Annotated in this window: 11 protein-coding genes and 1 pseudogene; 10 read left to right on the plus strand and 2 right to left on the minus strand. The window is 66.1% G+C overall.

What is annotated here, in order from left to right; all coding sequences use genetic code 11:
• Positions 1-281: 281 nt before the first annotated feature.
• The 5 genes from F6X37_RS22175 to F6X37_RS22195 all read left to right on the plus strand — a co-directional run bounded on the left by F6X37_RS22175 (position 282) and on the right by F6X37_RS22195 (position 5,099).
• Positions 282-485, plus strand: coding sequence for a cold-shock protein (locus tag F6X37_RS22175; protein WP_007181784.1), 204 nt, complete (start codon positions 282-284; stop codon positions 483-485).
• 36 nt (positions 486-521) lie between these two features.
• Positions 522-932 (plus strand): hypothetical protein, encoded by a 411-nt coding sequence (locus F6X37_RS22180; RefSeq protein ID WP_187612761.1) that lies wholly within the window; start codon positions 522-524, stop codon positions 930-932.
• A 381-nt stretch (positions 933-1,313) separates the two neighbouring features.
• On the plus strand, positions 1,314-2,735 hold the full coding sequence (gene hpnJ / locus F6X37_RS22185; RefSeq protein ID WP_184043334.1) for a hopanoid biosynthesis associated radical SAM protein HpnJ: 1,422 nt from the start codon (positions 1,314-1,316) through the stop codon (positions 2,733-2,735).
• Positions 2,732-3,892 carry a bacteriohopanetetrol glucosamine biosynthesis glycosyltransferase HpnI gene (gene hpnI / locus F6X37_RS22190; protein WP_090805232.1) on the plus strand — a complete coding sequence of 387 codons (1,161 nt, stop codon included), beginning with the start codon at positions 2,732-2,734 and terminating at the stop codon, positions 3,890-3,892. The genes hpnJ and hpnI (F6X37_RS22190) overlap by 4 nt, the downstream gene beginning before the upstream one ends.
• A gap of 145 nt (positions 3,893-4,037) precedes the next feature.
• Complete coding sequence (locus tag F6X37_RS22195) at positions 4,038-5,099, plus strand: lysylphosphatidylglycerol synthase domain-containing protein (RefSeq protein WP_184067713.1); 1,062 nt, start codon at positions 4,038-4,040, stop codon at positions 5,097-5,099.
• A gap of 17 nt (positions 5,100-5,116) precedes the next feature.
• On the opposite strand, the gene F6X37_RS22200 is transcribed toward F6X37_RS22195, so the two are convergent.
• Positions 5,117-6,520 (minus strand): ATP-binding protein, encoded by a 1,404-nt coding sequence (locus F6X37_RS22200; RefSeq protein ID WP_187612762.1) that lies wholly within the window; start codon positions 6,518-6,520, stop codon positions 5,117-5,119.
• A complete protein-coding gene (locus F6X37_RS22205; RefSeq protein WP_090805227.1) occupies positions 6,517-7,176 on the minus strand; it encodes a response regulator in 660 nt (219 codons plus the stop codon). The genes F6X37_RS22200 and F6X37_RS22205 overlap by 4 nt, the downstream gene beginning before the upstream one ends.
• 381 nt (positions 7,177-7,557) lie before the next feature.
• Here F6X37_RS22205 and F6X37_RS22210 point away from each other — a divergent pair, with 381 nt between their 5' ends.
• The 5 genes and pseudogenes from F6X37_RS22210 to F6X37_RS22230 all read left to right on the plus strand — a co-directional run bounded on the left by F6X37_RS22210 (position 7,558) and on the right by F6X37_RS22230 (position 12,294).
• On the plus strand, positions 7,558-7,908 hold the full coding sequence (locus F6X37_RS22210; RefSeq protein WP_090805226.1) for a hypothetical protein: 351 nt from the start codon (positions 7,558-7,560) through the stop codon (positions 7,906-7,908).
• A gap of 19 nt (positions 7,909-7,927) precedes the next feature.
• A complete protein-coding gene (gene hpnI, locus F6X37_RS22215) occupies positions 7,928-9,193 on the plus strand; it encodes a bacteriohopanetetrol glucosamine biosynthesis glycosyltransferase HpnI (RefSeq protein ID WP_187612763.1) in 1,266 nt (421 codons plus the stop codon).
• Positions 9,193-10,023, plus strand: a complete 831-nt coding sequence (gene hpnK, locus F6X37_RS22220) for a hopanoid biosynthesis-associated protein HpnK (protein ID WP_187612764.1) — start codon at positions 9,193-9,195, stop codon at positions 10,021-10,023. The genes hpnI (F6X37_RS22215) and hpnK overlap by 1 nt, the downstream gene beginning before the upstream one ends.
• Before the next feature lie 247 nt (positions 10,024-10,270).
• A complete protein-coding gene (locus tag F6X37_RS22225) occupies positions 10,271-10,933 on the plus strand; it encodes a response regulator (protein WP_187612765.1) in 663 nt (220 codons plus the stop codon).
• Positions 10,930-12,294 (plus strand): annotated as a pseudogene (locus F6X37_RS22230) (ATP-binding protein). Before F6X37_RS22225 ends, F6X37_RS22230 begins: the two are co-directional and overlap by 4 nt.
• Positions 12,295-12,313 lie beyond the last annotated feature (19 nt).

Genomic DNA, 12,313 nt, shown 5'->3' on the forward strand with positions numbered 1-12,313 from the left:
GTGAGTGGGAAAACAACTGGCCGCGCGGACGTGCGGCACGAGGCGACATTCCTGCGCGGCCATGAATGAATTGCGGATACCATTTATCTTATCTGATTGCGGGCAATCGCACCGGCGCGGCCCGCAGGCGCCCGGTCGCGGCATGCGGCTTGCTGAGGCTTGGCACCGGAGCGATTTTGCGGGTCGTGCCGGGGCGCCGCGTCAGCGCCGCACGAAACGCTTGCAGGACGCAGCGCTTCATCCATTCAACCGCTACTACAGCGCATCACGAGGACATCGCCATGCCAACCGGAACAGTGAAATGGTTCAACGACGCAAAGGGCTTCGGCTTCATCACTCCCGATGACGGCGGCGAAGATCTGTTCGCCCATTTTTCGGAGATTCGATCCGAAGGTTTCAAGTCGTTGCAGGAAAACCAGAAAGTCAGCTTCGAAATCAAGCAGGGGCCGAAAGGCAAACAGGCCGCCGACATCAAGCCCGTGTGACGCCGGCCGGGCGGCTCGTCCGCATGCGAGCCAACCATGGATAAGGACGCCGCCTACGCGGAGATCGAGCGCAATGGCGGCGCCGCCTATGCGAAAAACTTCGCCGCGGGCTATCCCGACGAACCGCTGACGCCGTTCTGTCATCGCTATCTGTTCGAGCAGGCGGAGCGCGACGACGCGGCGCGTGAGGCGGCCGCCGCCACGCGCGACGACGAGCGCGGTTTCGCGCTGAGGTCGCTCGCGCGCATGGAGGCGTCGTCGCATATCGCGCAGGCGGCGGCGAGCGCGTCGCGCGACGCTGCGGCCGCCGCCCACACGTCGGCGCGCGCGGCGCGGCGCTCGGCCTTCTGGACCATGATCGCCGCGCTCGCGTCGGCGCTCGGCGTAGTGGTAAACGCGGCCCTCAATCTCGGCTGGCTCGAATGGGCGAGGCATCTCGCGCGATGAGCGACGCGTCGGGCCGAGCGTTCGCGCCCGTGAAGGTGGCGTGAATCGGCGGCGCCGGCGGGGCTCGCCCGCACGCCACGCGAGAACCTATCCATTTACCACGCCGATACGACATCGATGCGACACGATTGCACGAGCGCGTCGATTGCACAAATCGCCCCATCGGAGCATGCCGCGCGCGGTCTGAACGCAGTATTATTCTTCAGGTTTCCTTCAGCTTTGCTCCGTACTATTTGCGCCACTGCCCGTGGCCTTTCCGGACCGCGGCCACCGCTACGTGCAGGTCGAGCACAGGCTTTCCCGACCTGCATTCGGGCAATGGAACAGAATAGATTCCCGACTGAAAACCGAAAGCGCCTATAAAGGCTTGCTGGAGCATCCATGAAAACTCTGTTCTTGCAGGCGCCGTCGTACGACGGCTTCGATGGTGGTGCGGGTTCGCGCTATCAGGCCAAGCGTGAAGTTCGCTCGTTCTGGTATCCGACGTGGCTCGCCCAACCCGCGGCACTGGTTCCCGACAGCCGCGTGCTCGACGCCACGGCAGACGGCCTGTCCGTCGACGCCGCCCTCGACATCGCCTCGCAATACGAGCTGGTGGTGATCCACACCAGCACGCCATCCTTCCCGACCGACGCGTTGTTCGCCCAGGACCTCAGGAAGCGCAAGCCGTCGCTGCTGATCGGCATGGTCGGCGCGAAGGTCGCGGTCGATCCGCACAATTCGCTGACCGCGACCGAGGCCATCGACTTCGTGTGTCGCGAGGAATTCGATTTCACCTGCAAGGAAATCGCCGAAGGCAAGCCGTTCGCGCAGATCCTGGGCTTGAGCTATCGCACCCCCGACGGCTCGATCGAGCACAACGAAGCGCGCCCGATCCTCGAGAACATGGACGAGCTGCCGTTCGTCGCGCCGATCTACAAGCGCGATCTGACCATCAAGAATTACTTCAACGGCTACCTGAAGCATCCGTACGTGTCGCTCTACACCGGCCGCGGCTGCCGCTCGAAGTGCACGTTCTGCCTGTGGCCGCAAACGGTCGGCGGCCATCGCTATCGGGTGCGTTCGGTCGAGAACGTGCTCGAGGAAGTCAAGTGGATTCGCGACAACATGCCCGAAGTCAAGGAGATCATGTTCGACGACGACACGTTCACCGACTTCAAACCGCGCGCCGAAGAAATCGCGCGAGGCATGGGCAAGCTGGGCGTCACATGGTCGTGCAACGCGAAGGCGAACGTGCCTTACTCGACGCTGAAGATCATGAGGGAAAACGGCTTGCGCCTGCTGCTGGTCGGCTACGAATCCGGCGACGACCAGATCCTGCTGAACGTCAAGAAGGGCTTGCGTACCGACATCGCGCGGCGCTTCGCCCAGGACTGCCGCACGCTGGGCATCAAGGTGCACGGCACCTTCATTCTCGGCTTGCCGGGCGAGACGCCGGAAACGATCCAGAAGACCATCGAGTACGCGAAAGAGATCAATCCGCTGACGATCCAGGTGTCGCTCGCCGCGCCGTACCCGGGCACTACGCTCTATAACCAGGCGGTCGAGAACGGCTGGCTCGCGGAGAACAAGGTGATCAATCTCGTCAGCAAGGAAGGCGTGCAACTGGCGGCGATCGGCTACCCGCATCTGTCGCGAGACGAGATGTACCACCAGCTCGAAAACTTCTATAAACGCTTTTATTTCCGGCCGTCGAAGATCTGGGAGATCCTGCGCGAAATGCTGACGAGCTGGGACATGATGAAACGGCGCCTGCGCGAAGGCGTCGAATTTTTCCGCTTCCTGCGCGCGCACGAGGCGTGAGCGCCGCACACCTCGCCGCCGTCACGCTCGCGTACGCGTGCGCGGCGGCGACCGTTGTCGGCATCGGCTACACCGTGCTCGCGAGCGCGCTGATCGGGCGCTTCTTCGCGAGGGATGTAGCCGAACCCTCCAGCTTTCCACCCATTACGGTGATCAAACCGTTGCATGGCAACGAGTGGGCGTTGCTCGACAATCTGTCGAGCTTCTGCGCGCAAAATTATCCCGGGCCCGTGCAATTCCTGTTCGGCGTGCATGACTGCGCCGACCCCGCGCTGCAAACCGTCAACGAACTGCGGCGTCTCCATCCTCAGGCGGACATCACCGTCGTCGCCGATGCGCGACTGTACGGCCCGAACCGCAAGATCAGCAATATCCTCAACATGGTGCCGCAGGCGCGCCACGACGTGCTCGTGTTCGCCGACAGCGACGTGTGCGTCGGCCCGGACTATCTGCGCAACGTGATCGGCGAATTGCAGCAGCCGGGCGTCGGGCTCGTCACCTGCGCATATCGCGGCCAGCCCGATCCGGGTTTCTGGCCGCGGCTGTCGGCGATCGCAACCAACTACCAGTTCCTGCCGGGCGTCGTCACCGGACTCGCGCTCGGGCTCGCGCGGCCGTGCTTCGGCCAGACCATCGCGATGCGGCGCGACACCTACGAGCGGATCGGCGGCTTCAAACCGTTCGTGCAGCATCTGGCCGAGGACTACGAGATCGGCGCGGCGGTGCGCGCGGCGGGCGAGCAGGTCACGATTCCGCCGTTCGCAATCGCGCATGCGTGTGTCGAAGCGAGCGCCGCACAACTCGTGACGCACGAACTGCGCTGGAGCCGCACGATTCGCCGTATCGATCCGCTCGGACACTTCGGCACGGCGCTCGTGCATCCGTTGCCGTTCGCGCTGCTCGCGCTCGCGTGCTCGGGCGGCGCGCCGTGGGCGTGGCTGCTCGCGGCAGTGACGGTGGTCGCGCGTCTCGCGTTGAAGTGGCGTGCGGATCGGGCGTTGCGTCAGCGCTGCCGCGATCTGTGGCTTCTGCCGTTATGGGATATCGTATCGTTTGCGATTTTCGTCGCGAGCTTCCGCTCGTCGCGGGTGATCTGGCGGGGCTTCAGCTTCAAGGTCGACGGCGATGGGCTGCTGTCGGCGGCGCAGGACGAATGACGAACGAACGGCAGATTGGGCTGGCAATGAACGAAGAAGCTTCGAACGGGCGAAATGGGAGCGCCCTGGAGACGCACGGCAGCGCCCCGGCGACACGCGGCGTGCGGCGCATCACGTATACCGAGGTCGTGTGCGAGGTGCCCGCATGATGAAGCATCTGGGCCGCGCGGCTGCGCTCGCGGGTTTGCTGATCTCTTTGTGGCTCGTCTGGCGCGAAGATCCGCGCGCGGTGCTCAGCGCGTTGCGCGCGGCTGGCGCGGGCCTCGTGGTGGCCGCGCTCGCGCATGTGCTGCCGATGATCGCCAACGCGTGCGACTGGCGCTCGCTGATTCGCGGCGCGAACCGCCCCAGCTTCGGCAGGATGCTGCATCTGGTGTGGGTGCGCGAATCGGTCAACTGCATGCTGCCGGTCGCGCGGATCGGCGGCGAACTCGTGTCGTTCCGTATGTTCAAGCGCTGGGGCGTCAGGCCGTCGACAGCGGTGGCCAGCACCATCGTCGACATGCAGCTGACCGTGATCAGCCAGCTGATGTTCACGATGGTCGGGATTGGTTTTCTGTTCGCCAATGCGCAATCGGGCGCGCTGCGGCTCGCCGGGCAGCTCGCGTGGGGCGTGGTCGCGTTGACGCCGGTGCTGTTGCTGTTCGGGCTCGTCCAGCATGCCAATCCGTTCGAGCGCATCACGCGCGTGGCGAACCGCGTGACGAGCGGCAAGCTAACCGCGCTGGTCGGCCAGTCCGCGCAGATCGATCAGTCGATCAAGGTGATCTGGCGCCGCCGCGCGGTCGTGCTGCGCTATCTGTTCTTCTGGCAGCCGCTGCAATGCGTGCTGACCTCGCTCGAAATCTGGCTCGCGCTGTATTTCCTCGGCGCGCGCGTGACGCTCGTCGAGGCGATCGTGATCGAATCGCTGATCCAGGCGGTCAGCAGCGCTGCGTTCTTCGTGCCGGGCGGTCTCGGCGTGCAGGAGGGCGCTTTCATACTGATTGGCGGCGCACTGGGGCTCGACCCCGCCACCTGTCTCGCGCTCGCGGCCGCGCGGCGAATTCGCGATCTGCTGATATTCGTGCCGGGCCTGATCGCGTGGCAGCTGTTCGAGGCGTCCGGCAGCGCGCGGCCGCATGCCGCACCGCACGGCGTGCGCGCCGAACTGGCCAAGCAGCGTTCGGGTGTCGCTGACGCGAACCGGGGCGGCGAGCGGCGCTGAGCGATTGGCGCGCGCCTTCAGCGCGTCGCGCGATAGGCCGGAAACGACACCCGCACCGCAAGCCCCTGGTCCCCGATCCCGGCGCCTAGCTGCAGACTCGCGCCGAAATGCTCGGCGATCCGCGCAACGATCGACAAACCGAGCCCGCTGCCGGTCGCCTGATTGCCGGTCGCGCGGAAAAAGCGGTTCGTGAGCCGCGCGAGATCGTCCGGCGCGACGCCGGGGCCGTCGTCGCGCACGATCAGCTGCACCTGCTCGTCGGCATGGCGCACCGCCACTTCGACAGTGCCGCCCGAGCGTCCGTACTTGATCGCGTTATCGAGCAGATTGTCGAGCAGGATGCCGATCAGCACGGGCTCCGCGTCGATCTCGGCGAGCATGTCGCCGACCAGCATCACATTGATGTGCCTCTGTTGCGCATTGCGCCTGTTCGCGAGCAGCGTATCTTTCGCGATCGCCGCCGGCCTCAGCGGCTCGGTGGGCAGCTTCTCCTGCACGTCGAGCCGCGCGAGCAGCAGCAGTTGCTCGGCGAGCCGCGCGCTGCGATCGACGCCTTGCACGACGCGCTCCATCGCGAGCCGCTGCAGCGCGATGTCGGGCTCGGCGAGCGCGACCTGCGCCTGTACCTTGATCGCGGCGAGCGGCGTCTTCAGTTCGTGCGCGGCATCGGCGGTGAAGGCGCGCTCTAGCTCGCGCGCATGGTGCAGACGCGCGAGCATCTGGTTGATCGCGTCGACGAGCGGGCGCACCTCGAGCGGCGTGCGGCCGATGCCGACCGGGTCCATGCGGTTGATGTCGCGCGAACGGATCGCGGCCGACAACACCTTCAGCGGCGCGAGACTCCAGCCGATGCTGAGCCACACGAGCACCGCGAGCACTGGCAGCGCGATCAGCGTGGGCCGCGCGATGCGGCTCGCGACACCGCTCACCAGGTCGCTGCGGGTGTTGGCCAGTTCGAACACGCGCACGCTGTGACCGAGCGCCGTTTCGCGCAACGTGAACGAGTGATAGAGCTGGCCGCCCAACGTGACGTCCTGCGCGCCGCTCGCGGGCGGCAACGGCAAATCCCACGCGGCGAGCGCATGCAGTTGCGGGCTGCCCGCCAGAATGGCGCCGTTGGCCGCGCGCACCTGGAAGAGGGCGTCGCGCGGCAGCGTGTCGTCGTCGTCGAGATCGCTCGCGCCGGGCTCACCGCCTCTCTCTTCTTCGCGCACGTCGATGCGCGCATTGGCGAGCGTCATCAGATTCGTCGAATCGAGCAGCGCGAGCATCTGCGCGAGTTCGGCGAGACGCGCTCGTTCCCACTCGGCGACTTCGTGGATGGCTTGCCGGTAGCTCGACGCGAGCGCGCCGCCCCATACGATCGCGATGCTCGCGAGCACGAGCAGCACGAGGCGCCGCCGAATCGACGGACCGATCATTCTTTCTCCATCACATAGCCGATGTTGCGCACGGTCTTGATCAGGCTTGCGCCGAGCTTCTTGCGCAGGTTCGACACGTGCACCTCGATCGCATTGCTTTCGATTTCTTCCTGCCAGCCGTACAGGCTTTCTTCGAGCCGCGAGCGCGACTGAGGAATGCCGAGATTGGTCAGCAGTTGCAGCAGGATCGCCCATTCGCGCGACGTGAGCGGCACGCGCGCCTCGTCGATCTGCACCGTTTGGGCGGCCGGATTCACTGTCAGATTCTGGTAACGAATCAGATCGATACTGCGACCTTGTGCGCGACGCAACAGCGCGCGGCACCGCGCCACCAGCTCGGTGAGATCGAACGGCTTGCCGAGATAGTCGTCGGCGCCCGCTTCGAGTCCGCCGACGCGATCGACGACCGTGCCTTTTGCGGTCAACACCAGCACCGGCACGTCATTGCCGGCGTCGCGCACGCGTTTGAGCAGCTCCGTGCCGCTCACGCGCGGCAGGCCGAGGTCGAGTACTACCAAGGCATATTGAGTCGTGTCGAGCGCGAGGCCGGCCTTGTGGCCGTCGCGTGCCCAGTCGACTGTGAAGCCGGCCTGACGAAGGCCTGCCTCGACACCGCAGCCGATGAGTTCGTCGTCTTCTACGAGGAGTAAGCGCATGAGGCAGATATTCCATTGTGGGGCGTTATTGCATAACGTCGAGCATTTAGATGCAAGCGGCATTGATGCACATAGACGAACCATCTGCCGCCTTCCGAAGTGTAACCACGCCGTTCGTTAGCCGCTTCATGCCATGCGCGTGGTTAAGGTTTCCTTCAGCTTGAATCGATACCATCGACGCGCTATAAATGGTCGTCGCAGATCGTAATGCATGTGCGAGACCACGTTGTCGTCAGACCATCGCAACCTGATCGTAAGGACTTCGATGGAGCCACGCGCGAGGCATTCTTTATGCTGGTCGATGGCGTCAACGGACGATCTCGACGAATCCCGTCATTGCCAGCATCCGGTCAGGCCGCAAGGCCGCGCACGAGGCACGTTATGAAGCGAGTCACCATCGACATGCTACGAGCCCATCTGCTAGTCGCGTCTCTGACGGCCGCGGGCACCGAAGCGCTGCTGTGCATGGCGTTGCCGGTACTGCCCGTCTCTGACGCTTTTTTCGCTTCGGCATCGTTCAGGCTGTTCGCGCTCGCGCTGATCATCGGCGGCGTGGTGATCGCGCGCGAATTTGCCGAGGTCGCCTTCGAGGTCGCGGTGCGGCGCGACTGCGCGATTCGCGCTGCTCGCGGCGCATGGCCCGCCGTGATCGCAGCGAATTGTCCGCGCCGGTGGCTCGTCGTGCTTCATCTGCGACTAACGGGGCAACCTTTCGTGCTGGCCGAGCACTGACCGACACGGACGGCACACAATGGCGGCGCACGCGTTGATTGCATGTCAATGGCTTCTGTTAGCCGCCTGCGTTAGCGCTTCGATCTACACGGCAGCCGCCGCGCTCGCCATGCCGTTTTTCACCGCCCGACATAAATCGAACCATCATGGGGGCAGGGCCGTCAATCGCGCGCTCAGCCGTTCGCTGATGGATTCGCTCGATTGTCCAACCGGGCCGTTCGCGCAGGTCGGTGTCAGCGTGCTGAAGCCGCTGTGCGGCGCCGAGCCGCGTCTCTACGAAAATCTGCGAACCTTCTGCGAACAGCGACATCAGCAATTTCAGCTGGTGTTGGGCGTGTCGTCGCCGCACGATCCCGCCATCGCGGTGGTGCGCCGTTTGCAGGCCGCCTATCCGAAGCGCGACATCGAGCTTGCAATCGACACACGCATACACGGCAGCAATCTGAAAGTCAGCAACCTGATCAACATGGTGGCACGCGCGCGCCACGACATGATCGTGATCGCCGACAGCGACATCGCGGTCGACCCGGACTATCTCGACAGCGTCGCCGCGCCGCTTGCGGACCCGAACGTCGGCGTGGTCACGTGCCTGTACGTCGCGCGCGGCGTCGGCGGCTTCTGGCCGCGTGTCGGTGCGCTGTTCATCAACGAGTGGTTCGCACCCTCGGTGCGGGTCGCCCATGCGATCGGCTCGCGCCGCTTCGGCTTCGGCGCGACGCTCGCGTTGCGGCGCGCGACGCTGGAGCGCATCGGCGGCTTCGAAGCGCTGAAAAACTGCCTCGCCGACGACTACTGGCTCGCCGAGCACGTGCGCGCACTCGGTCTGCAAACGGTGCTGTCGCGCGTGATGGTCGCGACCGACGTGATCGAGCCGACCTTCGCGGCGCTGTGGCAGCGCGAAACGCGCTGGCTGCGCACGATCCGCTCGGTCAATCCGCCGGGCTTCGTGTCGCTGCTGATCACGTTCCCCACGCCGTGGCTGTTGACGAGCGCGGGGCAGACCGTGTCGCTCGCGACGTGTGCTCACGCGCCTTTCGCGGCGGTGGTCGCGAGCGCGTCGGCCACTGCGGTCTGCGTTGGCGCGCGCCTGCTGCTGCACCTGCGCGCGGCACGCCGCGTGCGCACGTTCTGGCGCGATCTGCCGCTGGTGCCGTTGCGCGATACGCTGCTCGCGCTCCAGTGGCTCGTCAGCGCGTTCGGTTCGCACGTCGTGTGGCGCGGCGAGCGCATGCAGCTCGGCACGCCGTCCGCCGAGCGCAGCGGCCGGCTGGACAGCCTCACGTGATGGAGAGCGCAAAACCCACCCAGCCGCGCGGACTGATCATCACCGCCGACGATTTCGGTCTGCATCAGCGCGTCAATATCGCGGTCGAGCGTGCGCATCGCAACGGTGTGCTGCGCGCCGCGAGTCTGATGGTCGGCGCGCCGGCCGCCAAAGACGCGGTCGCGCGCGCGCGTATGCTGCCGGAACTGCGCGTGGGCCTGCATCTGGTGCTGGCCGACGGCGCCGCGCTGGCGCCGCGCGAGCAGGTCGCCGCGCTGCTCGACGAGAATGGCCGCTTCGGCAGCAACATGGTGCGTGACGGTGTGCGCTTCTTTTTTCTGCCGCACGTGCGCCGGCAGCTCTCGCACGAAATTCGCGCGCAATTCGAAGCCTTCGCCGCGACCGGCCTTACGCTCGACCACGTCAACACACACAAGCATTTTCATCTGCATCCGACCGTGCTCGGCCTGATCCTCGACATCGGCCGCGACTACGGCATGAGGGCGATGCGTTTGCCGTTCGAAGCGAACGCGCCGCTGTGGCTGCGGCCGTGGATCGCGCACGTGAAGACGCGGCTCGAGCGCGCGGGGATCGCGCACAACGACTACGTGGTCGGCATCGCGGCGAGCGGGCGCATGGATGAGGCGGCCTGGCTCGCCGCGCTCGCGAATCTGCCGCATGGTGTCGGCGAAATCTACTGTCATCCGGCGCTGGCCGGCGACGCGCTGAGCGACGGCATGCACGACTACCGGCATGCCGACGAGTTGCAGGCGCTGCTGTCGCCACGGGTGGCCGCCGCGATCCGCGCGCTTGGGGGGCGGATCGGCGGGTTCGCGGATGTGCTTGCGTAGCGCCATGCTTCGCGAAACGCGGAAAACTTTGGCCACGCTCACACCGGCTGCTTTTTCATCAACAGCTTCAGCAACGCCGGCAGCAGCAACAGCACGAGCAGCAACTGCACGATAAGACAGGCTTAACGTCGAATCGCGCGAGCCGAGCCGTGCGAAATCGACGCGTCGTCCGTACCCCCGTAAGGGTTCGTTAAGCTGCGACGGCCGATAATGCGGCGGCCAAAACCCACCAAGGAGAGGAGAGGCCATGCGCCTGCTACTGGTCGAAGACGACGACATGATCGCGGAATCGGTGCTGGGCGCGATGCGCCGCGCCGGCTACGCGATCGACTGGGCCGAGGACGGCCGCGCGGCGGAACTGTCGCTCGATAACGGCGTGTACGACCTCGTGCTGCTCGACCTCGGCCTGCCGAAAAAAGACGGCATCGACGTGCTGAACGCGTATCGCCGCAACGGCGGCGCGGCGCCCGTGATCATCCTGACCGCGCGCGACGCGGTCGACGAGCGCATCCGCGGTCTCGACGCCGGCGCCGACGACTACCTGATCAAGCCGTTCGATCTCGACGAACTGGCCGCGCGCATTCGCGCGCTGCTGCGCAGACGCACCGGCCGGAAGCAGCCGGTCTACAGTCACGGCGAACTGACGCTCGACCCCGCCGCGCATGAAGTCGCCAAGGACGGCGTGCCGCTGCCGCTGGTGCCGCGCGAATTCGCGTTGCTGCAGGCGCTGATCGAGGAGCCGACCCGCGTGTTCACGAAGGCCGAGCTCGAAGAAAAGCTGTACGGCTGGGGCGAGGAAGTCGGCAGCAATACGATCGAAGTGCATGTGCACAGTCTGCGGCGCAAGATCGGCGCGGACCAGGTCGTGACCGTGCGCGGGGTCGGCTACCGCCTGAAGAGGTGCGGATGACGTCGATTCGCCGCTGGCTGCTCGGCTGGCTGATCTTCGGCATGGCGGCGGCGTCGATGATCGCGGCTTTCGCGATCTTCCATACCGCGCGGCGCGAGGCGAGCGAGCTGTTCGACTACGAACTGCGCACCGTCGCGCTGTCGCTGCCGTCGGCGCTGAGCGGCGCGGGCAGCCGCGAGCGGCGGGAACCCGACCTCGGCGATCTCGCCGACGACCGCATCGTCATCGAAATCTGGGACCGCGGCGGTACGCTCGTCTATCGCTCCGCGCAGGCGCCGGTGTTCGAGCGTCTGCCGCCGGGCTTTCACACAGTGCCGCGCGGCGAATACCACTGGCGCATCTTCGGCGTCGCGCAGACAGACCGCTACGTGCAGGTCGCGCAACCGGTCTCGGTGCGCGAAGAACTCGCGTTGCAGCTCGCGCTGCACACGCTGTGGCCGCTCGGCGTGTTGCTGCCGGTGACGATCGCGCTGGTGCTGCTGGTGGTCGCGCGCGGGCTCGCGCCGATCGGCGGGCTGTCGCGCGCGCTCGCGACGCGTTCGATCGATTCGCTCGAACCGCTGCGGCTCGACGGCAGCCTGCCGGTCGAAATCCGGCCGCTCGTCGAAGCGCTGAACGATCTGCTGCAACGGTTGCATACGGCGTAGCAGGCGCAGCGCACGTTCATCGCCGATGCCGCGCACGAGTTGCGCTCGCCGCTCGCGGCGCTGAAGCTGCAACTGCAGGCGGCGTCGCGCGATGGATCGCTGAGAGGCGAGGGGCAGACGCTCGAGCGCGTCGAACATCGGGTGAACCGGATCATCCACCTCGTGCAGCAACTGCTGACGCTCGCACGCGAAGACGCGCAGCCGGTCACGTCGACGGTGCCGGTCAGCCTGCGCCGCATCGGCGAGCAGGCAGTCAGCGATTGTTCCGTGCTCGCGGAGTTGCGCGAGATCGATCTCGGCCTCGAATGCGAACACGCGCGCACGCCGAACGACGCCTATACCGTGCTCGCGGAGCCGCACAGTATCAGCGTGTTGTTAGGGAACCTGATCAATAACGCAATCCGTCATACGCCGGCGGGCGGCCGTGTCGACGTGGTGCTGCGACGCACGGGCGAGCGCGTGGGCTTCGAGGTCGTCGACAGCGGCTCGGGAATTCCGGAGGCGGAACTCGAACGCGTGTTCGACCCTTTCTATCGCGGCGAGGAGTCGAAGGGCGAGGGCAGCGGGCTCGGTCTCGCGATCGTCGCGCGGATCGCCGAGCGGCATCAGCTCGGCCTGTCGCTGAGCAACAATGTCGGGGCGCCCGGTTTGCGGGTGTCCGTCACGGGGCTGCGCGCGCCCGCGGCCCACGCGCCCGTCACGGCCGCGAATTGACGATCGTCATTGCGGCTCG

It is taken from the genome of Paraburkholderia sp. 31.1 (genome assembly GCF_014397645.1).
GTDB lineage: Bacteria > Pseudomonadota > Gammaproteobacteria > Burkholderiales > Burkholderiaceae > Paraburkholderia > Paraburkholderia tuberum.